Source organism: Paenibacillus chitinolyticus NBRC 15660 (genome assembly GCF_000739915.1).
In the GTDB taxonomy this organism is placed as follows: Bacteria; Bacillota; Bacilli; order Paenibacillales; family NBRC-103111; genus Paenibacillus_F; species Paenibacillus_F chitinolyticus.
The window spans coordinates 179,055-201,479 of record NZ_BBJT01000008.1 but is presented as its reverse complement, the minus strand read 5'-3'; the positions used below and the strand labels follow the sequence as shown (position 1 = coordinate 201,479).

The following is a 22,425-nucleotide window of genomic DNA, read 5'->3' as shown; positions in this document are numbered from 1 at the left end:
AGAAGAAATGAGGCTGCTCCATGGATAAAGAAAAACAAATTTTAGACTATATAAAAATGAATCCTTATATTTCCCAACAAGAATTATCAAGTAAGGTTGGTTTGTCCCGTCCGACGGTTGCTAATTATATTGCTAACTTGACAAGACGCGGTGAAATCAAAGGACGCGCCTATATTCTCCGTGAAGAATCGTCGATTATTTGCATCGGGGGAGCTAATATTGACCGGATAGCGCGATCGAATCAGAAGGTGAATTTTCATTCATCCAATCCGGTAAAAATTAATGAATCTTGTGGCGGTGCAGCACGCAACGTTGCTGAAAATTTAAGTCGGCTCCGCTGTAATACTTCCATTATGACTTGTGTCGGAGACGACAAAGAAGGTAACTGGATACTGAATGAAATAAAACGTCAAGGAGTTGATGTTAGTCAAGTTTGGGTGCTGCCAACTGAACGAACAGGGATTTTCACCACCTTACTGGATATAACCGGTGAGAGTGTCGTGTCCATGGACGATATGCATATATACGAACAAATGACAACTTCCATGTTTGAGGAAAAATGGTCCTATATCGTTTCCTCACGAGCTGTTTTTTTGGATACGAATATTCCTAAGGAATGTATAAGTTATTTAATTAAACGCTGCGCCGATGAACAAATTCCTGTGTACATGGACCCGACATCGGCAGCCAAGACACGAAAACTCCCTTTACGTCTTGACGGAGTAGAACTATTGCTCCCAAACCGAGTAGAAGCAGAGATACTTGCTGACATGAAGATCGACTCAATCGAGGATTGTCAGCTAGCCTGCGAAAAAATTAGAGAACGTGGGGTTAAAAAGGTTATTATCACACTCGGTGATCAGGGAGCTTATTATTCTTCCTCGGAGGAATGTGGGCATTTGCCTTCTTTTCTAACGGATATTGTGGATACCACAGGAGTTGGCGATGCGTTTTCTTCTTGTGCAATATATGGAACCATGAACAATGAATCGCTATATAGTGCGTGCCAGTCGGGACTTGCCGGTGCTGCTCTTGCCCTTCAAACTGAACAATCCATTTGCACATCTTTAAGACCTGAAAAAATTTATGAGGTCATACAGGAGTATTCACGATAAGATTTACTTCCTCGCCACATTAATGGGCGCTGTCTATGATCAGTCAAATGATGACCATGTAAAAGGAGCTTTGCCGCTGTGAAGGTGGCAGGCTCCTTTTGTATTTCACAGCATGACTTTGTTCAGCGAAGAAAAATAAAATGTAGGCATCTGGATCAGTAACAAGAGCGGAGCCCGATTCATATGTTGTCATGAAGTATTACAATTGGCGGATCCCGACAGGACAGTTGTTTCTCGCAGAAACACCGTCACCTTTTGAAAAGGACGACGAAGTCGATTATTTTGGTTTCTGTTCTTCTTGCCCAGTGCCGGTTTATGCGCCAATCAAATTGTTTATAAAAAATGGAGGTAATATTATTATGAACGATTTCAAAAATGACTTAGCGAAATTGAATGTTTCCCAATTTACGGCGAGTGAGACGACTCCTTGGAACGCTCAAAACGAACAATCGGCTCGTTTATGCTTCTTCACCTGTTTCAATTGTTTCAGGTGCTTCAATTGTTTCAATTGTTCTAGTTGTTTCAATTGTTCTAATTGCTCCAGTTGCTCCAGTTGCTTCAGGTGTTCCAGCTGCTTCAGATGCTCCAATTGTCATAACTGCTCCAATTGTCACAGCTGTCACCGTGGAGGAAAATAGGGTATTTATTGCCGATAAGTAATAGTTGTATCCACTATTACTTATTTCTCTATGGAAACAGTGGTCGACTAATGAGAAAGAAAAAGCCCTGAATCATCTTGATGTGCGCCCCTAAAATAGATGTTAGAAAAACCTTTTGGTTAATCTAATCTAATTTAGGGGTGTTTTGCGTCGGTAACGAAAAGACAGAAGCTCAACGTTACAGTCATGAGGGACAAATAGCTGTACATAAGATTACTTGTGAAGTGTCGGAGCCGATTGAGAACAGCCTACGGAGGAGGAGTAGAATGGCAAATTTGAACCCTTCGATGCGTCTAAAGGTTAAAAGGGATACCTTTTTTCTTCCTGATTTGAGCGGTGTGTATTTTCGAAATAATGTAAGCTCGTTCCGCATGGAAGGGGAGGCGATCGATCAGTGGATTGAAACACTGATACCGATATTCAATGGGGAGCATAGATTGGAGGATTTGACCGACGGATTGCCGGACCAACACCGGAACCAGGTATACGAAATTGCGGAAGTTTTGTATCGTAACGGCTTTGTTCGGGATGTGAGCCAGGATACCCCGCATCAATTGCCGGAAGAGGTTCTTACGAAGTATGCTTCTCAAATTGAATTTTTGGATCATTTCGGTGATTCGGGCGCGTATCGGTTTCAATGCTATCGTCAGACCAAAGTATTGCTGGTCGGTTCGGGTCCATTTTTGATCTCGGCGATTTCTGCGCTGCTTGAATCCGGGTTATCCAAGTTTTATGTCTTGGTTTCGGGTACGGATTCGACTGATCGGCAACGGATGGCAGAGTTGGTGGCACATGCCCGTATAACGGACTCCGAGGTGGCAGTAGTGGAGGTTGCCTTGCCGAAGGAGGAGGGGAGTTGTTGGCGGGAGGCTGTGAGGCCGTTTGATTCGATTGTTTTTGTGTCACGAGAGGACGATGCCCGGGAACTTCGAGTTCTTCATGCAGCCTGCCGGGAGGAGCAGAAGTTGTTTCTTTCTGCTGTATGCTTGCAGCAGGTGGGTATGGCGGGACCGTTAGTTCATCCGGATTTTGAGGGATGCTGGGAGTCAGCGTGGCGTCGCCTACACCAGTCCGCAATTTCTAAAGACCCGCAGCTGCACACCTTTTCATCAACAGCGGCAGCCATGTTGGCCAATGTGAGCGTGTTTGAGCTGTTTAAAAAGATTACGGGAGCGGACGATTCGGAACAGAATAACCGATTTTTTCTGCTTAATCTGGAAACGTTGGAAGGAAGATGGCATTCGTTCCTGCCCCATCCGCTTGTGACCGAGCTTAGCGGACCTAAATGGATTCATGATTTCGATCTTCAGCTCGAACGGAGATCAAACAAAAGTGAGAATGGATTGATTCCTTATTTTAGCCGGCTGACATCGGCGGAATCAGGGATTTTTCATGTTTGGGAGGAGGGGGATTTAACGCAGCTGCCGCTCTCTCAGTGTCGCGTTCAGGCCATCGATCCGCTGTCGGAAGAACCCGCCGGGCTGCTGCCGGATATAATTTGTGCCGATCTGACGCATGAGGAGGCGCGACGGGAAGCGGGGCTGGCCGGGATTGAAGCATATGTGTCACGAATAGCCGACTTGCTCGTTCCGATGCTTCCTCCCCATCAGGGAGAAGGGGCTGACAGGATAGAACCGCAGGAATTTATCGGTATCGGAACGGGAGAGGCGGTTGCGGAAGGTGTTTGCCGAGGGCTGCAAAGGTGTTTGGAGGACGTGCTGGGCAAGCGGCAGGCGTCTCGGTTGCCTGTGGTCTCCCGGGTACAGCTGCGTACGGTAGAAGATAAACATTGTCTTTTTTATTTGGAAGCATTGACGACGATGAAGGGAGCGCCGTTGATTGCCTTGGGAGAAGAAGTGTCTGGATTTCCTGTGGTGTGGGTCCGTACGAGTGATCGCTGGTATTGCAGCGTAGGCTTAAATGAGACCATGGCGTTGCGAAAGGCACTGCAGCAGGCTCTGTTGGGGGCACAAATCCAACCGGATGGCTTAAAATCGCAAGCATTGGGGTTTTCGTCCGTACTTTTGAAAGAACAGGCACCACTAAATCTCGAGATCCCCGCATGTGAAGCAGCGTCACAACCAGCGGTTCTGCAATCCGCCTTGCAGGTTTTGAATCGAAACCGTAAGAAGCTCCTGGTTTTCGATCTGGCGGCAGAACCGTTCTTGAAAGAGGAAGTGGCAGGGGTGTTTGGTGTAGTGCTGCGAGAGGAGGGATCCCGGTGAGCGCTGCTGTTGTGATTGTTGGAGAAGGGGTGTTGGCGGACTGCGTGTGCGGAGAACTGTCAACCCAATTTGAGGTCGTTCGTCAGAACGATTTCGAGGCAGGAGTACCGGAAGCGGCGGATTTGGTTCTGGTGTTGAACGATGCCTGGAATCCTTACATTCATCAAAAGGCAGAAGAGCTGCTGCAGCCAGTCGGCATCCCTTGGCTGCGCGGCTTCGTTTCATTCGGCGAGGGCGTGATCGGACCGCTGGTTCGGCCGGGTACACAAGGGTGCTCCCAGTGTGCAGACATGCGGCGCCTAATGGCGGGACGCGAACGCAAGGAAATGCGGGGGCTGCAGCAGAGGCTGATGACACGCGGGGGAGTAGATCGTGATGCATGGGCGTCACGTACAGGACTTTTGCAGGTGGGTCACTTGCTGGCCGTGGAGGCGAGGAAGGTATTACAAGGCCAAACGGTTCATTCGGCAGAGAGGATGTTTTTGATCAACCTGAAAACGCTGGAGGGCACACTTCACTTCGTTCTCCCTGATCCGCTGTGTCCGGTTTGCAGTCAATTGCTTGACGATTCATCGGCGGCAGCCCATATCTCGTTGCAGCCAAGTCCGAAGATTAGCGAGGACAGTTACCGCTGCCGCGGGATGGATGAGCTGAATAAAGTTCTGACCCAAGACTATCTGGATTACCGGACCGGCTTTCTGAATGGGAAAATGGTTGACCTCAAGTCGCCGTTCGCTGATGTGAGTGTGAATCTGCCTTTGCTTGCAGAGGACGTGGGAACGGCAGGTCGGACTCATTCCTATGCGGTGAGCGAGTTGACCGCTATATTGGAAGGGTTGGAGCGGTACTGCGGTCTGGCACCCCGAAGCAAACGGACGGTAATCCGTGATAGCTACCGCAATGTGAAGGATCAAGCGCTCGACCCCGTTAAAGTGGGGGAGCACACGAAGGAACAGTATGCTCAGCCGGGGGCTCCGTATACACCGTTTAATCCTGACCACCCAATCGATTGGGTATGGGGTTATTCATTTTTGCAAGAGCGTCCGATTCTAGTTCCGGAACAGCTTGCCTATTACAGTATGGGCTGCGGGCACAGCTTTGTGTTTGAAACTTCCAACGGATGCGCGTTAGGCGGAAGTTTGGAGGAGGCTATTTTTTACGGCATATTGGAAGTGGTGGAGCGGGACTCGTTTCTGATGACTTGGTATGCGCAGCTACCTCTCCCGCGCCTTGACCTTTATTCCGCTAACGACCAAGAATTGCAGTTGATGATCGATCGTTTGCGGGCGGTGGCGGGGTTTGATGTGCATTTCTTTAACTCGACGATGGAGAATGGGATTCCAAGCGTTTGGGGAGTGGCGAAAAACCGGAAGCAGACAGGAGTGAATCTCATCTGTGCGGCCGGGGCTCATCCGGATCCGGTACGGGCCGTGAAAAGTGCGGTTCACGAGTTGGCCGGCATGGTGCAGTCGTTCGACGAGAAATTGGATACGAACCGGGAGACGTATGTTCGAATGTTCCATGATTCATCCCTGGTGCAGCAGATGGAGGATCATTCACTGCTTTACGGACTTCCGCAAGCGCAGGAGCGCCTGCAATTTCTGCTGGATGACAATCGCCCGTTGCGAACGTTTGAAGAGGAGTTCAAGCGGGAGGCAAGACATGCCGATTTAACGGATGATCTGAAGGACATTCTTAAGGCATTCCACCGACTGAATCTCGATGTGATCGTGGTGGATGTGACAGCGCCGGAAATCATGCGTAACGGACTGCATTGCGTGAAGGTGTTGATCCCCGGGATGCTGCCGATGACATTCGGACATCGCTTTACCCGCTTAGCGGGGCTGGAGCGGGTGCTCCGGGTACCTGTGGAACTCGGGTATGCGGAGAAACCGCTGAGGCTAGAAGATCTCAATCCACATCCGCATCCATTTCCATAAGTATAAAAACGTGGCGTGGTGAAAACCACCCTCGTTCATATAAGGAGGGACAAGGATGAGCCTGGAGACGTTTCTGGACAATTTACATTATGACATTGACAAGACCAAACCCCCGGACTTGGCGGTAGACTGGGAAGACGGGCCGCTTGCGTATAAGCTCTATCGCGGTTTGCCTGTGGTTCCGTTATCTCCGGAAATACCGCTGACGCTCGCAGGTGGCGAAGCTCCAGTGAAGCCCGACCTTCGCCGGGTGGGCCATTTTCTCTGGTACGTATTCGGGCTCACTCAATTGTCCCAGTCAGTTCTTGCCTCAAATTCCATGGTACAATCGATGGGTCTGATGCAGATGTACCGACGGTTTGCCCCCTCCGGGGGAGCGTTATATCCGAATGAAGTATACGTGTATCTGAAGATAGAGGATTTGCCTACGGGGGTATATCATTATGATGTGGCACACCACCGCTTGGTGCTGCTGCGCGAAGGCAACTTCGATTCGTATTTAGCCGGGGCTATGGGTAATCGCTATGACGTTTTGGCTTGCTTTGGTACTGTTTTTGTATCGACCCTGTTCTGGAAAAACTTCTTTAAATACAATAACTTTTCCTACCGCCTGCAAGGACTGGATGCGGGTGCGCTGATCGGGCAGCTCTTGGAGGTGGCCAAACGGTTTGGCTATGCGTCGGGAGTGTATTTCCGGTTTCTCGATCGGGCCGTGAATTATCTTCTCGGGATATCCGAACAAGAGGAAAGTGTTTATGCGGTGATTCCGTTGTCGGTGGAGCCAGAGATCTCTTGGTTTGCCAATAGCAATGAGGGAGAGAGGAGTGTCTCCGCTACCGAATTGTGCCGGGAGCTGCCGACGGTTCAGCATGACCATTACGTCCGGTCCCGGAGGGTTAGGGAATTTCCGATGCTGATCAAAATGAACGAAGCATCCCTATTGGAATCGCTTCGATCGATACCGCGAACCGGGGAGAAGAAGATCGCTCACTGCGGGGGGCATGTGGTGGTTCTGCCCTATGTGAAGCGATTGTTGTATGATTTGGCGTCAGTAAGCCGAAGGCGGTATTCACCGGACAGTGATTTTAGGATGAGCAAGGTAAGCCAAGAGCAGCTGGCCTTACTGCTGCGAGAGGCCACGATTCCCTCCAGAGATTGGAATGATTTGAACGGAGTGCGTGGGAACCCCGTTTCCCGCGTCTCACTATACGTTTGTCTGTATAACGTTGAGGGTATTCCGGAAGGTGCCTACCATTATGACAGCGCTGCTCATGCATTACGATTGGTACGTCATGGGGATTATCGGCTTCAACTGCAGCAAGGGATGCCTTCCGATAATGTGAACCTGTTTCAAGTGCCGCTATGTTTTCATATTGCAGGGGACAAGGATCATCTTGCAACAGCGCTGGGGTATAGAGGATACCGTATCCAGCAGATGGAAGCAGGGATCCTTGTACAGCGTCTGCTGTTAGCGGCATCGGCAATCGGGTTAGGGGGACATCCGCTCCTCGGATTTGATGCGCGATTATGTGATGAGATCTACAAGATGACTACACAAGGGTTAACGAGCCTAATCCAAATCCCGATAGGACCCTATCGTCATAGTCCCCGCTTAACGGGAGGATTGCATGGCTAGAGGGGATGGGTAGAGCTTCTGTGAATCTTATAGTCGTTTAGAGACAGCAAATGAGATGCCGTTAGAAAAACATCCGAATCAGCATATTGCGGCGAATTGTGGTTTACAAAGCCGCGGTTCGCCTACACATAGAAAAACCCGACCGCATGAGGTCGGGTTTTTCTATGTGTAAAGAAGAAAAAATCTATTTTGCATTCTTATCTGGCTGATGAATACCAAAAATATTCCCCTCCGTGTCAATATAATACCCTTGCCACGCCATTCCAGGCAGTGCATACTTTGGCAATGCGAGCTTGCCTCCATGATTAAGAATTTTCTCTTCTGTAGAATCATAATCTTCTACTCCCAATGTGCACACATAACCGTTTAAAGGCTGGTCTGGATTTGGGGGAGGACCTTGGCGTTGCATCAAAGCACCGTTAATTCCAGGTTCATTCGCATCACCCGTCATAGCTCCGAAATAGGGCATTCCAGCGTAATGGCTCCAATCCTCAAATGTCCATCCAAATACCTCTCCATAAAATTTCTTAGCACGTTCCATGTCATCTACATGAATTTCGAAATGAACTAATCTGCCCATGATTACCTCCTACGTTTTGGCTTCCTTAAATCTTTTATTATGCACTCTTTTTGATTCTCTTTTTTCATTATTGCAATTACTAAAAAAATTATTCGTTTGCAATCCGGGGGTTCAGTCCGCGCAGATGGAGCGAAGCAGAGGAGCACGGGATTGCAACCTGGCGCTAGGGTTGTCGGCAGAAATAATTGCTTTTATTTAAATCAACGTCAAAATCTAAGTGCAATCTCACGCGCTTGTCGAATAGCCTTTTCTTTTATCGCAGGTTCTTGCTCGGGTTTTGCGGCCATTCCTTCAACGAATATCCCTTCAAAGCTGGGAACCCCCATAAATTCCATGATGGTCTTCAGGTGACGGTGACCCATTTCTAAGTCTGCATCATCCGAGCCCGGTGACAAGAAGCTTCCGCTGGCTTGAATATGCACCGCTTTTTTATCATTCAGTAAGCCAACCCGGCCGATATCGGGTAAATACTTGAAGGTCTTGCCTGCTATACAAATGGAATCGATATATGACTTCATAACAGGCGGATACGAATAGTTCCAAACCGGAGTAACAAATATATACTTGTCTGCGGCAACAAATTGGTCAACTAACTCTCCGAGACGGCCTAGTTTCATTTTCTCCGGGCGGGTTAATTTTTCAAATGAAATACCCGCGTTCAGCTTTCCCCAACCGCTAAAAATATCTTGATCAAGTTGAGGTATTTCCATTTTATACAGATCAAGATGGATCACTTCATCCGATGGATTTGCGGATCGATACGCCTGTACGAACTCTTTACCTACTAGCATGCTGTATGATTTTTCTTCATCCTGTGGATTTGCCGTAATATATAACACTGTTGCCATATTGAAAGCACCTTCTTCCGCTTTTTTTGGAAAACAATCATATCGGAGGAAGGAAGCTGCCGCTCACGCCCTCCATTTATGGCTGTATAATTAGTTTTCATTATTTTCCTGCAGGAACTGAGGCGATCTGTCTTGTAGAAACGTTAAAACGATTCCAGAGGTTGGCCGTTGCGATCCCGGCGATAAGGGTGGCCAAAGCAGCCTCATCAAAGTGTCGGGCCGCTTCATTAAAGATCTTATCCGGCACTGGATCTTCTCGGTCACTGAGTCGGGTAACAGATTCACTAAGCGCAAGGGCAGCGCGTTCGGCGTCATTGAAGTGTTCCGTCTCACGCCATGCCGCCACGGCTAGTAGGCGCTCTGTAGTTTCGCCTGCCGCTAAGGCATTGCGTGAATGAAGTTCGACACATACGCTGTCCCCATTGATCTGGCTTGCCCGAAGATACGAAAGAAAAAGCGTACGGCTCGGGATCGCTGTTTTCTCTGCGGATGCAAACAGGGCTTTGCCTAGGGCTTGTAAAGCTTGTGACACATCGGGCATGATTATAGCGGGACTTTCCATTCTCGATTTCATGCGGGGATCTCCTTTGATTTGGATTAGAACCTGTTTTGGCCCTTTAATAAGCTGACGGAACAACCCTCGGGATATGTGACAACATTATTTTGGAAAAAGAAATCAGCCCATGTTCGTCATCTTGTCACGTTGTTCGGGCTTCATTCGTCAATACTTATAGAGGCTTCTATTTTGCGCGAGGAGTTTGAATGATGAGTAAACAAGTGGGGTTGGCAAATACGTTCGAAGCACACCGGAAACACCTTCAGGCAGTGGCTTATCGAATGCTGGGATCATTGAGTGAAGCGGAGGACGCCGTACAGGAGACTTGGTTGCGTCTTAGCCGTGAGGACGGAAGAGGCATCGAGAATATGGGAGGATGGTTGACCACCGTTGTTTCGCGTATCTGTCTGGATATGTTACGAACGCGAAAATCCAGGCGCGAAGATTCGTTAGAAACTCACTTGCCCCAGTCTTTCACAAGTCAAGAGAATATAATCGATCCCGAACAAGAAGCTGAACTGGCTGATTCTGTCGGTATTGCACTGTTAGTCGTGCTCGGTAATTTGAATCCTGTGGAACGTGTCACATTCGTACTGCATGATGTTTTCACCATTCCCTTCAACGAGATTGCTCCGGTTGTCGGAAAGTCGGAAACCGCAACAAGACAACTTGCGAGCCGGGCACGCCGGCGAATTCGCGGGGCGAAGACAGTGCCGGAAGCCGATTTTGCTCACCAGCGCGACGTTGTTAAAGCATTTCTGGCCGCGGCTCATTTAGGCGATTTCGATACTCTTGTAGCTATGCTTGATCCGGACGTTGTACTTCGCGATGATCGCCAAACAGGATCTTCAAGAGTAACGCGAGGAGCGCTCGCCCTAGCGAAACAAGTTTCGGGACGTGCGCAGAAAGCGGCACAACTGGCCCTTGTGAAAGGACAAGCAGGAATCATAGTGGCGCCACGAGGCAGGTTGCTTTATGTACTCCAATTTACAGTGAATCAAGAAAAAATTGCCGAGGTCGACCTGATCTCCGATCCGGAACGAATAAGTCGGCTCGATCTGGCAGTGTTAAGCGATGGAACTCTGGTCAATCCGGACTAATGTTTTATTTTGTTCGGACAAACTTACAGTTGTTCCGAAGCGAAAAATCCGCCTGGATCCGTTATTGGCCAGGTGTTTTTTTATGCCCCTTAGCAGGTCAGGGGCTCATCCATTAATTGGTGCAGGCAGTACTTTTTCGGTCTTCGTCTCATTTTTTACGACAGCCATCTATCCCTCCATATTCAGAAATATTTTTTCGGCGTCAACAAAATTAAGGGAACTTTGAACACGGTATCTTGTCTAATAGGTTGGGAGGGGGACAAAAATTGGAAACCGAGTACCTGAAATATTTTCAAGAGGTCGATAGTACGGAATTGTACAATTTGATGACTCAATATGGGGACGATGTGTGGAGGTATGCCTATGCATTGACCGGTAATTACGAGCAATCCAATGATATTGCACAGGAAGTATTTCTTAAAGTTCATTTAAAAATGTCTACTTTTCGAGGGCAATCCTCTTTCAAAACCTGGCTTTTTTCCATTACAAGAAATATTGCGATTAATGAAATGAGATCCGGTTATTTCCGAAGGATTCTGTTGTTTGGAAATGTGAAAAGCACTCAAGTAGCGCAGTCAGCCGAGGGTGACTATATGGCGAATCAGGCGGCTGCGGATCTCCGCAAAATTATTATGAGTTTATCCCGAAAACTAAGGGAAGTTCTTATTCTGAATCTGGAACATGAGTTGACTATTCAAGAAATAGCGGAATTGCTTCATATCTCTGAAGGAACGGTAAAGTCAAGAATGAGCAGAGCGCGCAAAGAAGTTGAAAGAAGATGGAGGAATCTAAACCATGAATCCTGAGAAAACGAACTGGGCGGCAATGGTTAAGGAAAGCTCTATTGGAAGGGGCATATTCACGGAACAGATGAAGCAGACGGTCCTTACACGGGTTGAACAGAACCAAAGAAAGAAGCTGAAAAAACCATTCGTCTATATGGCTGCTCCGCTGACAGGTCTTCTGATCTGCCTCCTGCTCTTTCCGGTCTTTGATAATTTACCGGCAGCCTTTCAAACATTGGGGAAGGCGATAACGGGAACCAACGGAGTTTCCAGCGAAGATATCACCCTGCATTACGAACCTGCAAAGGAACTGTCTGCTATCCCTGATACAGATAAGGGAATTAGGGGCTATACTTTGTCGCGGCTGCCGTTAGCGTCTGTGCATGTAAAAGAAACGGTGTCTATTGCGGGAATCGGAACGTATATGGATTACATTAAATCGGACGAGGATCCGATATCTTATTTCGGGTTTCAGCTTTTCAACCATCCTGGCTCGGCCGGGGATGAGTTTTATGAAATTGGTTATGGCAAAATGACCGAAGCGAAACTTCATAAGAGTAATGCCTTTGGCTTGATGGATCTACGGCTGGATGGAAAATGCGGGCCCGAAAGAAGATGTGTGTATTGGATCGCTTTAAAAGAAGGTAAGGTTGTGGCCTACGAACAAATGGATGCATGGACCGTTTACGAGCAGGACTTGGATAAGGATGGAGTAACCGAGGTTGTCGCATCGACCTTTGCAAAAGAAATCTATATTTACAAACCTATAAAAGGCCAGATCCAATCGGTCGATGTTCAAGCGGCGTTGAAGGCCGGATATGGAGATACGGTAACTTATAATCCGGACAATCAAATTTTTCAGATCACCGGTAAGGGTGGAACGAAAAAGTATCGCTATGTTACAGGTGCGGATATGCTCCGTCAAGTGCACGAATAGGGAACGGATGCGGTTGGACACTTGTCGTGGCTGCGGCGAGCTAATGGATTTACCGAGCTGCGGCTCGTTTTAACAGCATGTAAAAGGTCTCGGCGAAAAGCGGGGCCTTTTTTTGTTCTTAAGGAATGTCGAGAGGAGAACGCGCGAGATCAAAATCTTTTAAACTCGAAAAACAGGTCGCATTGAATATAGCTTGAGTGTAAACTGGACTATAAGCCTTGTTAAAATATAGAAATCTTCGGGGAAAGTATTTTCCCGCGCAAGACGGGATAAATAACTCAGCGTATAGGCGGTGACTTTGATGAGTGAAAAAAGTTGGCTGGTCGTGCAGTTTCCTCTAAAAAGCGTAAAAGGCAGCCAGCGTGACCACTGGTTAAAAGATAAAGTGATGGAGTACTTGGAGATTTTTTTAGCGGATGAGGGGCTTGGCCATGTGGACGGATTCGATATGGGAAAGTGTGTTTCCGACCCGACTTCGTATGCTCTTAACATATTTTGCGTCGTTACGGATGAAGCACGCGGGATCGCTTTGATCAAAAAAGTTTTAAGAGAATACAGGCTGGATTATACCCGAATAAAAATTGCATCCATGCCCTATGAGAACGGAGACGCCTACACACTGAAGTATGCTTACAAGAAGGGCGTGACCGATTTTTCGTTATGAGGGGGGGGAGGCATGAGTAATCCCCCCCACATATAAGAGACCCAGCCGACTGGCAGGGTCTTTTTGCTGCCCCCGAATCTTGACAAATGAGGTTTACTGCAATAAACTCATTACATCGAGGTTTATCTTAATAAACCTTCAAGGGGGCGATCTGATTGGAACCGTACAAATTGTTTGATGCCGAATACAAATTTGCCTGTCTGGTTTGGGATCATGAACCGGTCAATTCTACCGATCTTGTAAAGCTAAGCCAAACAAAGCTTGGCTGGAAGAAGTCCACAACCTATACCGTGTTAAGAAAGCTTTGTGAGCGGGGAATCCTGAAAAACGAGGAAGCGACGGTCACTGCAATCATTAAGAAAACGGACGCGCAGAAATACGAAAGCCGGACGGTTGTAGATAAAGCCTTCAACGGATCTTTGCCGCAGTTTTTAACCGCTTTTCTGGGTGAAAAGAAACTGTCGGAGAAGGAGGCTGAGGAGCTGAAGCGGATTATTGAGGAGGCGACCCGATGACGAGCCTATTTCTTACGATCCTTAATATGAGCATTACGGCCAGTTATGTCGCTCTTGCGGTTATGATTGCGAGATTGCTTTTGAAACGGGTCCCCAAAATATTCTCTTACATCCTATGGTCGGCCGTAGCCGTAAGACTGCTTATCCCTGTCAGCTTCACTTCAAGCTTTAGCCTGTTACGGCTAGTACAGCCCCAAGGCAAAGCCGGAACAGGTTTCATGGAGTTTGTGCCGCAGAGTATGGGGATGCAAAAAAATCCTATGGTAGATGCCGGAATAAGCGGAATAAGCCGTTTTATTAACTCGACTCTCCCCGCTGCCGTACCTGCATCAAGCGCAAATCCCATGCAAATCGTCCTGTGGATTGCAAGTATAATCTGGATAACGGGCATCGTCGTTCTCCTCTCTTACAGTGTCCTGTCATATTTGAGAATACGAGCCAGAATCCGAACGGCAACTCTCGTCAGGGACCGACTATTTGAGACGGACCGGATAACCACACCGTTTGTATGCGGTTTTCTGAAGCCGAGAATATACATTCCGACCGGTCTTAGCGAGCAAGAGTTGTCGTACGTTTTACTGCATGAAGAGACGCATATCCGGAGACGGGATTATTGGATAAAACCTCTGGCGTTCGTGATTTTGACTCTCCATTGGTTTAACCCCCTTATGTGGCTGTCTTATGCGCTCATGAGCAAGGACATGGAGATGTCCTGTGACGAGAGTGTGGTGCGCGAGATGGGCGACCGGATTAAAGGAAGCTACTCTACGACCTTGCTTTCACTTGCGGTAAGGAGGAGCGGGGTCGGGACCGGTAGTCCGCTTGCTTTTGGAGAGGGGAATATTAAGGCAAGGATTAAAAATATTCTCGCCTATCGTCAGCCCTCCCCTTGGATGGCCGCAGGCTCTACGCTTGTTATTGCAGCCTTGGTGCTAGGTTGTTCAGCCAATCCCAAGCCTTTAGCGCATCCGCCCCAGCTATCCTCGCAACCGCTCTATTCCGGGTATGATATGGAAAAGCTTATGAACAACAAAACGCTCTACGTCGGCAACCATATAAAAGTAGGCGGCCTCATCGGCGGAATGCCAAGGCCAAACGGCTTGGAAGGCAGGGGCATTGAGCTTCAAACGAAGGCGCAGCCTTACGGAGTTACGGTCTATTATGTCGTGAACGACGATACGGCTGTGTTAAAAGACGGAGCAAGCAGCGGAGAACCTTTTTACCGGAATTCCATTCTGATGTTAAGTCTGATTGATAACGTCGATTGGATCACCTATTCGATTGCGGATCCTGCGGGTCCGGATGATGGCTCGGCGTACACCTTTACGCTCACAAGAGAACAGGCCGAAAAAATGCTCGGTGAGGATGTCAGATCCTACGGCAAGGACCAAACAAGCCTGCGGCAGCTCATTGATCGTTTGGAACGTCTGAACTTCAATGAAACCGGGAGTGCGGTTTAAGCATAAGCCGAAGCCGAAGCGATCTTCTATTTGCTCCTGCGTTTCTTCTCCAGACAACCCGGAAGGTCACGGCCAAGAAGCCGGGGCCTTTTGTTGTTCCGTTTTTTTCAACATAGAGGCTGTATAGATTTCAATCCCTTCTTGACTCTCCACTATACTGGATACTGTATAATTATGGGGGAAGGAGGGACTTAGATGTACAGTATCGGACAGTTGTCCAAGAAGACGAATATATCGATAAGAACGCTAAGATATTACGATGAAATCGGACTGCTGAAGCCCGCCAAGGTAGCGGATTCGGGCTACCGGTACTACTCCGGCAGGGAAATTAAGCTGCTCCAGCATATTGCGGCGATGAAGGAGCTGGGTTTTACGCTGGCCTCGATCAAAAAGATGCTTTCCTCCGGGGAAGAGACAAGCGAGACTAACTGGGGAGCTTATCTGGATTTTGAGCTGGCCACGGTTGCGGAAGAGAGAAGGCGGTTGGATGAGATGGAAAAGCTGCTCCAGATCACACGGCACGCGTTCGAGATGAAGGGAGATGTCGAGTCGGAGGACATTTTTCTATTCATCCGGTCTCTAAGCGATCCATCCGAGGGCAGGGAAACGTTCCTGACTCAACATTTTACGGATAACGAGATTAGGATCATCAAAAGCTTGCCGGACCTGAGCGCAGACGATCCGCGGAATATGGCGTGGGCAAAATTGATTCGGGAGGTCAAGGAGCACCTGCATGAGCCTCCGTCCTCGGCCGTTTCTCAAAAGCTTGCGGCTCGGATCGTAGAAATTTCGATGGATTGGTTTCAGCAGGATGAGCAGCTCATCGAGAAATATTGGTCGCTAATCCGCCCCGAAGAAGGGAAAGAAGCGAAGGTATACGGAATGGAAGCCGACGTGATGGATTATATCGACCGGATTGTCGACTGGTATTTGCATCATTTGGAGGAGGGAGATTAGCAGGATGGAAGCCAAAGCGGAAGCGAGGATGAGTGAAGCAAGAGCATGGGCCTATGTGATCCTGGGAGGGCTGCTGGAGATTGTGTGGGCAAGCGGATTCAAATATGAAAATGTTCCCGGTATTGTCGTTCTCATCGCCCTGTTGACGAGCTTCGAATTAATCATTAAAGCAGCCAAGGTTTTATCGGTGGGAACGGTTTATGCCGTGTTTGCAGGTGTGGGGACGCTCGGGACTACGATTGTGGAAATCGTCATGTCCGGAGGAGCTGTCAGCATGGTACGGATTGTTTTTATCCTTCTTCTGCTGGCGTGTATCATCGGTTTGAAACTGTCGGGTAAAGGAAGTGAGACGTGATGGATTGGCTGCTGCTCATTTCGGCGGGTCTGCTGGAAGTAATCGGGGTGATCGGGATCAAACGGGTCGCTCAAAAAAACAATGTCACCAACAACATTATCCTTATCGGGGGATTTATCGTAAGCTTCCAACTGCTTGTCCGGGCGATGGAAACGATCCCTCTGGCGACGGCTTACGCGGTATGGACGGGAATCGGAACGGTCGGGGCCGCTGTTGTGGGCATGTTATTTTTCAAAGAACCGAGAGGCTGGCTGCGGATCGGTTGTATTATCGGCGTTATATTTTCTGTCGCCGGGTTGAAATTGGCCGGTTAAATGATTAGAGGAGCTGCGGCGGCAGCTCCTTTTGTTGTTTTCTCCGCAAAGCGATCACAGCTGATTGTTGTAAAATTGAGGTCCCGTTTGCTGCCCGGGGTATGTGTAGTGAGAAGCTCCTGTGTAAGGTATGGTTGATTGTCCAGGGAAATACGGGTTAGCTGTTCCTTGATTATTTTCGCGGAAAAAGAAAGGACTAAAGAAGGGGGTTCCAAAGCCTCCAAACCCAAACGGAGTGCCAAAACCCCCGAACCCAAACGGAGTGCCAAAGCCTCCAAATCCGAACGGACTTCCAAACCCGAACGGGCCTCCAAAACCTCCGTGCCCAAAGCCGCCGTGCCCGAAACCACCGGGTCCAAAACCTCCGAAGCCTCCGTGAAAACTCATATGTGCTGCCTCCCTGTCTAATGGTGTAGGTATTTGACCTTGGTATTGTATGGGCTTCTGTCATAAACGGTGCCTAGCTAGAGGCGAAATAGGCTTTGCCAAATTCCGATGAGCTTAGGTAAAGCTTCTTTCTTGTGGTATACTTAAATAATCAGTCAAGAAATGTATTGGCTAAGATTAGGAAGGTTGCCGTCCTATGCAAGTGTTCCAAGATTGGAATCAAAAGGTAAAAAAGACGTTCAATGCGACGAGTAACGAGGTTGTTTTAACGGTCACGGAAGCGGGAAATTTACTGGGGCTCTCCAAAGATCAGATGAAGACTTATGTAGATAAAAGCACGTTGACCAAGGTGCCGATCATGAGAAGCGTTCATAGGTACCTTTTATTGAAAAAGGAAATAGACGAGCTGCTAGAGCGGTAAAAACACCTGGATAGGTGTTTTTTTATTAGTTGCACCTGTGGGTGGGGAACAATAGCACGGATAGGCTTATTCATATGGAGGAGGCGGGATTGAATGAACGATTGTCATGTCGGAAAGGAGACGGCGGGGCTGACGCTTCCGCAAAGCAATCTGCAAACGGCAACGCTCGGAATGGGCTGTTTTTGGAGCCCGGATGCCTTGTTCGGCCATTTGCCCGGTGTAATCCGCACCAGGGTAGGCTATGCCGGGGGAAGGACCGAACAGCCGACTTATCGCGAAATGGGAGACCATTCGGAGACGGTAGAGCTGGAGTTTGACCCGGGGGTTATTACGTTTGAGGATATTCTGGACGTTTTCTGGAATAACCACAATCCCGTCAACATAAACGGGTATAAAGGGCGGCAGTATTTGTCGCTGATTTTGTACCATAATAGGGAGCAGCAGGATGCTGTTCAAGCGGTTATTTCGCGGCGCAAGAAACAGGGAAGCACGGAAACGGAGACGGAAGTGGCTCCCTACTCGATTTTTTATCCGGCAGAAGAACGGCATCAGAAATACTATTTGAAAAGATTTCCGGATGCCGTCGACAAGCTCGGCACCCTGTATCCTTCTAACCACGAGCTGGTGAATTCGACTTTGGCGGCGCGGCTGAACGGACTGGCCAAAGGCTACACGAGCCTGGAGCGGGTTGCCGGAGAGATCAAGCAGTGGCCGGTTGAGCCGGAGGCCCGGCAGAAGGTTCTCGATCTGATCCGTCGGATCCGGTGGTAGGCAGCTTTCAGAGCAGAGATGAAATACTTGCAAAACTCAACTGTATGTCGAAAATCTACTCCGACATATCTGGAATCCGGGAAAATAGGTTGTGTATATAAATATATGGTTATATAATAATATCGATTTGAAATTCTTTTAAAATATTCCGGATTACAGGGCTCTTATAACGAAAAATTAGCGGTATTTCGTGAACGAAGCGTTAAGTTGGAGGTTGGTGCAGTGAGTACTGTAGTGTGGGCGTGTCTCATTTTTTTGATTACGTTGACGCTGATTATTTGGCAGCCCCGAAATTTGTCTATCGGTTGGTCGGCTTGTGCCGGAGCGGCGGCAGCTCTTCTGGCGGGTGTGGTCACCTTTCAGGATGTGTGGGATGTCACGAATATCGTCTGGAACGCAACGCTGACATTCGTGGCGATTATTTTGATCTCGCTGATTCTGGACCGGATCGGTTTTTTTGAGTGGGCGGCGCTGCACATGGCCAAAGCGGCCAAAGGCAGCGGTCTTCGCATGTTTATATATGTATCGGTGCTCGGAGCATTTGTCTCGGCGTTTTTTGCCAATGACGGAGCCGCGTTGATATTGACTCCGATTGTGCTGGCCATGGTACGGGCGCTTCGTTTCGACGAGAAGAAAGTGTTCCCATTCATTATCGCCAGCGGTTTTATTGCGGACACGACGTCCCTGCCGCTGGTCGTCAGCAATCTGGTGAATATCGTTTCGGCAGACTATTTCGGGATCAGTTTCATGGAATACGCCGGGCGGATGATCGTGCCGAATTTATTTTCGCTGGCTGCCAGCATTCTGGTGCTGTATCTTTTCTTCCGGAAAAGTATTCCCAGGCGTTTTGACGCGGAGCAGGTGAAAAGACCGGCGGATGCGCTTAAAGATCCCGCCATGTTCCGATTGTCGTGGGTGGTTCTGGGAGTTCTGCTAGCCGGGTATTTCGTCAGCGAGTATCTGAACATTCCCGTGTCGGTTATCGCCGGTGTTATGGCCTTTTTCTTGCTGCTGATGGCGCGTAAAAGCTCTGCCGTTCCGGTCCGGGAAGTGGTGAAAGGTGCTCCGAGGGGCGATCGTCTTTTTTTCCGTCGGGATGTATGTGGTCGTATACGGGCTGCGCAATGCAGGCTTAACGGATCTGCTGGCCGGTGTTATTCAGGCGGCGGCTGACCGGGGAATGTTCGCGGCGACAATGGGGATGGGTTTTCTTGCCGCTTTGACTTCTTCGCTCATGAACAACTTGCCTACCGTCATGATTGACGCCCTCGCCATTGACGCAACCAGCGCGGCGGGTCCCGCGAAAGAAGCGCTGATCTATGCGAATGTGATCGGCTCCGACCTGGGACCCAAAATTACCCCTATCGGTTCCCTGGCGACGCTGCTCTGGCTCCATGTCCTGAATTCCAAAGGAGTGAAAATCTCCTGGGGTGTTTATTTTAAAACGGGGGTTCTTCTTACCGTTCCTACGTTGTTTATTACTCTGCTGGGCCTGTACTTCTGGTTAAGGATTCTGGCTTGACGCGGGCGGTTAGCGGACCGGTGGTTTACAAATCTATAAATCTAGATATAATAGGGAGCATGGAACCTTTATTGATCTATAAAGCATTGGCCAACGAAACAAGGCGGCAAATTCTCGAATGGCTCAAAGATCCTGCCGAACATTTCGACCCGGCGCCTTATATCCAGCACGGCATCGAATTCAAGACCGGAGTCTGCGTAGCGGATATGCAGGGGAAGACGGGGCTTGCGCAATCGGTAATCTCCAGCTATTTAGCGACTATGCAGAAGGCAGGACTAGTCGAATCGGAACGGATAGGCAAGTGGACGTTTTACAGACGCAATGAAAAAACAATCCGGGAGTTTGCCGATTATATCCGGAATGAACTTTAGGAAGGAGCGCTTTTTTTTACTCAAATAAATCTATATATCTAGATATATAAATAATAATATGAATGATCCTTATTCATGAGAATTCACTTCTCATTCCACATAGATACAAAATACGAGTCAGACAGGAGTGTTTGCTGCATGAAACAGAGAAATACGCTGCTCATTGTGATTCTCGCCTTGGGCGTTTTCGGCATTATTACGACAGAAATAGGAGTGGTCGGAGTACTGCCCCAAATTACGGAGAAATTCGGGGTAACGGCCTCCCAATCGGGCCTGCTGGTCAGCGCGTTTGCTCTCGTGGTGGCTCTGTCCGGACCGTTCCTGACACTGCTTGCCTCGGGAATAAATCGCAAACGGATTTTGCTTCTTTCCGTCCTTGTCTTCGCGATTTCCAACCTCGTTTACATGATGACGGCCAGCTACAACGTGATGCTGCTGTTCCGCATCCTCCCGGCGTTCTTCCACCCGGTGTTTTTCTCGGTAGCGCTGGTGACTGCCGCCAAGCTCGTTCCCCCGGAAAAGAGCGGCCAAGCGGTGACTAAAGTTTTTGCCGGCATTATGGTCGGGTTCGCTTTCGGAGTTCCCCTCACTTCTTATTTGGCGGAGCAGCTTTCGCTGGAAGCGGCGTTTCTGTTCGGGGCCCTTGTGAACGGGGCCGCATTTATGGGCATCCTTTTCTGGCTGCCGTCCATGCCGGTTAAGGAAAGAATGTCGTACGGCAAACAGCTCGGTATTTTGCGGAAACCGGGCTTATGGCTGAATATTGCGGCCGTTATGTGCCTGTTTGCGGCTATGTTCTCGGTGTACAGCTACTTTGCGGAGTATCTGGGCCAAGTGACCCGCATGACAGGCTCGTTAATCAGCGCGATGCTGATGGTGTTCGGTGTCGTTATGATTATGGGAAATTTTCTGTTTGGTGTTTTGCTGCAAAAGAACGTGAAGAAGACGGTACTGCTGTTTCCGCTTCTGTACGCCGTCATTTATTTGATGAACTACTGGCTGGGGTCCTATCTGGTTCCGATGATCGGAATGATTGTCTTGTGGGGGATTGTACACTCAGGCGGGCTCATTATCAGCCAGACATGGCTGATGGAGGAATCGGGGGAAGCTCCCGAGTTCGGCAACAGTCTTTTCGTATCGTTTTCGAATCTGGGGATTACGATAGGAAGCGCGGCGGGAGGCTGGTTTATTTCCCGGCTCGGTGTGCATCAGCTTATCTGGAGCGGGGTTTTGTTTGCAGGACTCGCGTTTGTTCTGATTCTGATTAAAATGAGTGCATTCCGTACTCAAGCGGATTCGATAGAACACCAGGCTGCCACCGAATAACGCTTTTCAAGCGTTAAGTGTGATGTCCGGAGTGCCGCGTTTGAGGTGCGGTAGGACGAGGATACGCAGCAGGATCTCACGACTTGTGCAGGCAGGAACACTTTTGTACGATAAGGAGGATCCGCATAGAGAACGAGGAATAGGATTCGGATAGAAAAGGCTCCCGCGAGGAGCCGGAGAAACCTTGCCGACAGGGGGAGAACGAATGAAAAACTGGGGACAGCCGCTGCCGGAACCGGCTGAGCTGAAAAGGCAGCTGCTGCATATGGCCGCTTTGGATGTAATCATGAACGAGGAAGATTGGCTGAGAGTGTACCGGTACGTGCCGGACTGGAAAGAAGACGCCGCTTTAGGGATCGTCGACAACGGGGCGGGCGATGACGTGTACGTGGTTTTCGCGGAAGAAGGAGTCATCATGAAGGGCTTCGACCACATGTCGCCTCTCAGCCCGCATGCCCGCGAGGAGTATGGCATATGGCCGGGCATGTATGAGACGGCACCCGCCGGACTGTTGGCCTATTTGGACAACGACCTGTTCGAACGGGAGGACGTTACGTTCTGCATCTGGCGGCAGGCCGGCGATTCGGCATGGAAGACCGGAGAGCCCCAAGAGGCCGAAGGGGAGGATGACGGGTCCGATTTTCTGCTCGGCTATCTGAAGCATACACCGGAGGAACATGCGGAGTGGGCCGTGTCCTACTACGAGAAACCGGTCGATCTTGAAGCGGTACGCGGGCTATTCGCCGGTGCGGCTGTTACGGAAGAGCTTATAGCGGCGCTAAATCCGCAGCGGAGCGCGAAAGACGCCCTGACGGAGCTGGAAGGTCTGGGGCTGCGTGCCGACCGGGGCCGATAACGGGCTTGTTCCGCGCGATTATAGACAGAGCAAGGGTACGCAAATGTAAAAGAGGACGGGGCTGTTCCAAGCGATAAGCCCGCGTCCTTTTTTTGTTGAGGGAGAAGTGTTTATCAGTTTCCTTC

At 49.1% G+C, this 22,425-nt stretch carries 23 protein-coding genes and 1 pseudogene; 19 read left to right on the top strand and 5 right to left on the bottom strand.

Annotated elements, in window-relative coordinates:
• The first annotated feature begins 20 nt into the window (after positions 1–20).
• Positions 21–1,115: a carbohydrate kinase gene (locus PCH01S_RS19835; protein ID WP_042232268.1), complete on the top strand. Its 1,095-nt coding sequence runs from the start codon at positions 21–23 to the stop codon at positions 1,113–1,115.
• A 458-nt stretch (positions 1,116–1,573) separates the two neighbouring features.
• Here the strand turns inward: PCH01S_RS19835 and PCH01S_RS30595 are convergent, their stop codons facing one another.
• A complete protein-coding gene (locus tag PCH01S_RS30595) occupies positions 1,574–1,711 on the bottom strand; it encodes a hypothetical protein (RefSeq protein ID WP_156972847.1) in 138 nt (45 codons plus the stop codon).
• A gap of 329 nt (positions 1,712–2,040) precedes the next feature.
• On the opposite strand from PCH01S_RS30595, the gene PCH01S_RS19830 reads away from it, so the two are divergent.
• Genes PCH01S_RS19830 through PCH01S_RS19820 form a run of 3 tightly spaced genes read left to right on the top strand, consistent with a single transcriptional unit; the run spans position 2,041 to position 7,575 of the window.
• A complete protein-coding gene (locus PCH01S_RS19830; protein ID WP_042232266.1) occupies positions 2,041–3,999 on the top strand; it encodes a putative thiazole-containing bacteriocin maturation protein in 1,959 nt (652 codons plus the stop codon).
• A complete protein-coding gene (locus PCH01S_RS19825; RefSeq protein ID WP_042232264.1) occupies positions 3,996–5,939 on the top strand; it encodes a TOMM precursor leader peptide-binding protein in 1,944 nt (647 codons plus the stop codon). The genes PCH01S_RS19830 and PCH01S_RS19825 overlap by 4 nt, the downstream gene beginning before the upstream one ends.
• A gap of 55 nt (positions 5,940–5,994) precedes the next feature.
• Positions 5,995–7,575 (top strand): SagB/ThcOx family dehydrogenase, encoded by a 1,581-nt coding sequence (locus tag PCH01S_RS19820; RefSeq protein ID WP_042232262.1) that lies wholly within the window; start codon positions 5,995–5,997, stop codon positions 7,573–7,575.
• 184 nt (positions 7,576–7,759) lie between these two features.
• Here PCH01S_RS19820 and PCH01S_RS19815 read toward each other — a convergent pair whose 3' ends face one another.
• The 3 genes from PCH01S_RS19815 to PCH01S_RS19805 form a co-directional block, all read right to left on the bottom strand.
• Positions 7,760–8,155 (bottom strand): VOC family protein, encoded by a 396-nt coding sequence (locus PCH01S_RS19815; RefSeq protein WP_042232258.1) that lies wholly within the window; start codon positions 8,153–8,155, stop codon positions 7,760–7,762.
• A 206-nt stretch (positions 8,156–8,361) separates the two neighbouring features.
• Entirely contained in the window at positions 8,362–9,003 is a 642-nt protein-coding gene (locus tag PCH01S_RS19810) for an NAD(P)H-dependent oxidoreductase (RefSeq protein WP_042232256.1), read from the bottom strand.
• Positions 9,004–9,103: 100 nt separating this feature from the next.
• Entirely contained in the window at positions 9,104–9,577 is a 474-nt protein-coding gene (locus PCH01S_RS19805; RefSeq protein ID WP_042232255.1) for a carboxymuconolactone decarboxylase family protein, read from the bottom strand.
• 191 nt (positions 9,578–9,768) lie between these two features.
• On the opposite strand from PCH01S_RS19805, the gene PCH01S_RS19800 reads away from it, so the two are divergent.
• The 9 genes from PCH01S_RS19800 (at position 9,769) to PCH01S_RS19760 (ending at position 16,646) form a co-directional block, all read left to right on the top strand.
• The gene (locus PCH01S_RS19800) at positions 9,769–10,659 is read left to right on the top strand and encodes a sigma-70 family RNA polymerase sigma factor (RefSeq protein ID WP_042232252.1); all 891 of its coding nucleotides are present in this window, start codon (positions 9,769–9,771) and stop codon (positions 10,657–10,659) included.
• Between the two features lie 266 nt (positions 10,660–10,925).
• Positions 10,926–11,465, top strand: coding sequence for an RNA polymerase sigma factor (locus PCH01S_RS19795; protein ID WP_042232250.1), 540 nt, complete (start codon positions 10,926–10,928; stop codon positions 11,463–11,465).
• Positions 11,455–12,381: a hypothetical protein gene (locus tag PCH01S_RS19790; protein WP_241688782.1), complete on the top strand. Its 927-nt coding sequence runs from the start codon at positions 11,455–11,457 to the stop codon at positions 12,379–12,381. Before PCH01S_RS19795 ends, PCH01S_RS19790 begins: the two co-directional genes overlap by 11 nt.
• Before the next feature lie 301 nt (positions 12,382–12,682).
• Positions 12,683–13,045, top strand: coding sequence for a hypothetical protein (locus PCH01S_RS19785; protein WP_042232248.1), 363 nt, complete (start codon positions 12,683–12,685; stop codon positions 13,043–13,045).
• Positions 13,046–13,200: 155 nt separating this feature from the next.
• Positions 13,201–13,560 (top strand): BlaI/MecI/CopY family transcriptional regulator, encoded by a 360-nt coding sequence (locus PCH01S_RS19780; RefSeq protein ID WP_042232246.1) that lies wholly within the window; start codon positions 13,201–13,203, stop codon positions 13,558–13,560.
• Positions 13,557–15,020: a M56 family metallopeptidase gene (locus PCH01S_RS19775; protein WP_042232243.1), complete on the top strand. Its 1,464-nt coding sequence runs from the start codon at positions 13,557–13,559 to the stop codon at positions 15,018–15,020. The genes PCH01S_RS19780 and PCH01S_RS19775 overlap by 4 nt, the downstream gene beginning before the upstream one ends.
• A gap of 195 nt (positions 15,021–15,215) precedes the next feature.
• Positions 15,216–15,977: a MerR family transcriptional regulator gene (locus PCH01S_RS19770; RefSeq protein ID WP_042232240.1), complete on the top strand. Its 762-nt coding sequence runs from the start codon at positions 15,216–15,218 to the stop codon at positions 15,975–15,977.
• A gap of 4 nt (positions 15,978–15,981) precedes the next feature.
• Positions 15,982–16,332: a DMT family transporter gene (locus tag PCH01S_RS19765; protein WP_042232238.1), complete on the top strand. Its 351-nt coding sequence runs from the start codon at positions 15,982–15,984 to the stop codon at positions 16,330–16,332.
• On the top strand, positions 16,332–16,646 hold the full coding sequence (locus PCH01S_RS19760; RefSeq protein ID WP_042232236.1) for a DMT family transporter: 315 nt from the start codon (positions 16,332–16,334) through the stop codon (positions 16,644–16,646). Before PCH01S_RS19765 ends, PCH01S_RS19760 begins: the two co-directional genes overlap by 1 nt.
• On the opposite strand, the gene PCH01S_RS19755 is transcribed toward PCH01S_RS19760, so the two are convergent.
• Complete coding sequence (locus tag PCH01S_RS19755) at positions 16,643–16,996, bottom strand: hypothetical protein (protein WP_042232378.1); 354 nt, start codon at positions 16,994–16,996, stop codon at positions 16,643–16,645. The two genes, PCH01S_RS19760 and PCH01S_RS19755, sit on opposite strands and share 4 nt — an antisense overlap.
• A 233-nt stretch (positions 16,997–17,229) precedes the next feature.
• Here PCH01S_RS19755 and PCH01S_RS19750 point away from each other — a divergent pair, with 233 nt between their 5' ends.
• The 6 genes and pseudogenes from PCH01S_RS19750 (at position 17,230) to PCH01S_RS19725 (ending at position 22,300) form a co-directional block, all read left to right on the top strand.
• Entirely contained in the window at positions 17,230–17,454 is a 225-nt protein-coding gene (locus PCH01S_RS19750) for a MerR family transcriptional regulator (RefSeq protein ID WP_042232234.1), read from the top strand.
• A gap of 93 nt (positions 17,455–17,547) precedes the next feature.
• On the top strand, positions 17,548–18,225 hold the full coding sequence (gene msrA, locus PCH01S_RS19745) for a peptide-methionine (S)-S-oxide reductase MsrA (RefSeq protein WP_042232233.1): 678 nt from the start codon (positions 17,548–17,550) through the stop codon (positions 18,223–18,225).
• Positions 18,226–18,447: 222 nt separating this feature from the next.
• Positions 18,448–19,747 (top strand): annotated as a pseudogene (locus PCH01S_RS19740) (arsenic transporter).
• 59 nt (positions 19,748–19,806) lie between these two features.
• Entirely contained in the window at positions 19,807–20,118 is a 312-nt protein-coding gene (locus tag PCH01S_RS19735) for an ArsR/SmtB family transcription factor (RefSeq protein ID WP_042232231.1), read from the top strand.
• A 138-nt stretch (positions 20,119–20,256) separates the two neighbouring features.
• A complete protein-coding gene (locus tag PCH01S_RS19730; protein WP_042232229.1) occupies positions 20,257–21,444 on the top strand; it encodes an MFS transporter in 1,188 nt (395 codons plus the stop codon).
• 205 nt (positions 21,445–21,649) lie between these two features.
• Positions 21,650–22,300 (top strand): hypothetical protein, encoded by a 651-nt coding sequence (locus PCH01S_RS19725; protein WP_042232228.1) that lies wholly within the window; start codon positions 21,650–21,652, stop codon positions 22,298–22,300.
• Positions 22,301–22,425 lie beyond the last annotated feature (125 nt).

What these genes read in the sequence shown, in the direction of transcription:
- PCH01S_RS19835 (WP_042232268.1), top strand. Translation starts at nt 21, where the DNA reads ATGGATAAAGAAAAACAAATTTTAGACTATATAAAAATGAATCCTTAT.
- PCH01S_RS30595 (WP_156972847.1), bottom strand. Translation starts at nt 1,711, where the DNA reads ATGACAATTGGAGCATCTGAAGCAGCTGGAACACCTGAAGCAACTGGA.
- PCH01S_RS19830 (WP_042232266.1), top strand. Translation starts at nt 2,041, where the DNA reads ATGGCAAATTTGAACCCTTCGATGCGTCTAAAGGTTAAAAGGGATACC.
- PCH01S_RS19820 (WP_042232262.1), top strand. Translation starts at nt 5,995, where the DNA reads ATGAGCCTGGAGACGTTTCTGGACAATTTACATTATGACATTGACAAG.
- PCH01S_RS19815 (WP_042232258.1), bottom strand. Translation starts at nt 8,155, where the DNA reads ATGGGCAGATTAGTTCATTTCGAAATTCATGTAGATGACATGGAACGT.
- PCH01S_RS19810 (WP_042232256.1), bottom strand. Translation starts at nt 9,003, where the DNA reads ATGGCAACAGTGTTATATATTACGGCAAATCCACAGGATGAAGAAAAA.
- PCH01S_RS19805 (WP_042232255.1), bottom strand. Translation starts at nt 9,577, where the DNA reads ATGAAATCGAGAATGGAAAGTCCCGCTATAATCATGCCCGATGTGTCA.
- PCH01S_RS19800 (WP_042232252.1), top strand. Translation starts at nt 9,769, where the DNA reads ATGAGTAAACAAGTGGGGTTGGCAAATACGTTCGAAGCACACCGGAAA.
- PCH01S_RS19790 (WP_241688782.1), top strand. Translation starts at nt 11,455, where the DNA reads ATGAATCCTGAGAAAACGAACTGGGCGGCAATGGTTAAGGAAAGCTCT.
- PCH01S_RS19785 (WP_042232248.1), top strand. Translation starts at nt 12,683, where the DNA reads ATGAGTGAAAAAAGTTGGCTGGTCGTGCAGTTTCCTCTAAAAAGCGTA.
- PCH01S_RS19775 (WP_042232243.1), top strand. Translation starts at nt 13,557, where the DNA reads ATGACGAGCCTATTTCTTACGATCCTTAATATGAGCATTACGGCCAGT.
- PCH01S_RS19770 (WP_042232240.1), top strand. Translation starts at nt 15,216, where the DNA reads ATGTACAGTATCGGACAGTTGTCCAAGAAGACGAATATATCGATAAGA.
- PCH01S_RS19765 (WP_042232238.1), top strand. Translation starts at nt 15,982, where the DNA reads ATGGAAGCCAAAGCGGAAGCGAGGATGAGTGAAGCAAGAGCATGGGCC.
- PCH01S_RS19760 (WP_042232236.1), top strand. Translation starts at nt 16,332, where the DNA reads ATGGATTGGCTGCTGCTCATTTCGGCGGGTCTGCTGGAAGTAATCGGG.
- PCH01S_RS19750 (WP_042232234.1), top strand. Translation starts at nt 17,230, where the DNA reads ATGCAAGTGTTCCAAGATTGGAATCAAAAGGTAAAAAAGACGTTCAAT.
- msrA (WP_042232233.1), top strand. Translation starts at nt 17,548, where the DNA reads ATGAACGATTGTCATGTCGGAAAGGAGACGGCGGGGCTGACGCTTCCG.
- PCH01S_RS19735 (WP_042232231.1), top strand. Translation starts at nt 19,807, where the DNA reads ATGGAACCTTTATTGATCTATAAAGCATTGGCCAACGAAACAAGGCGG.
- PCH01S_RS19730 (WP_042232229.1), top strand. Translation starts at nt 20,257, where the DNA reads ATGAAACAGAGAAATACGCTGCTCATTGTGATTCTCGCCTTGGGCGTT.
- PCH01S_RS19725 (WP_042232228.1), top strand. Translation starts at nt 21,650, where the DNA reads ATGAAAAACTGGGGACAGCCGCTGCCGGAACCGGCTGAGCTGAAAAGG.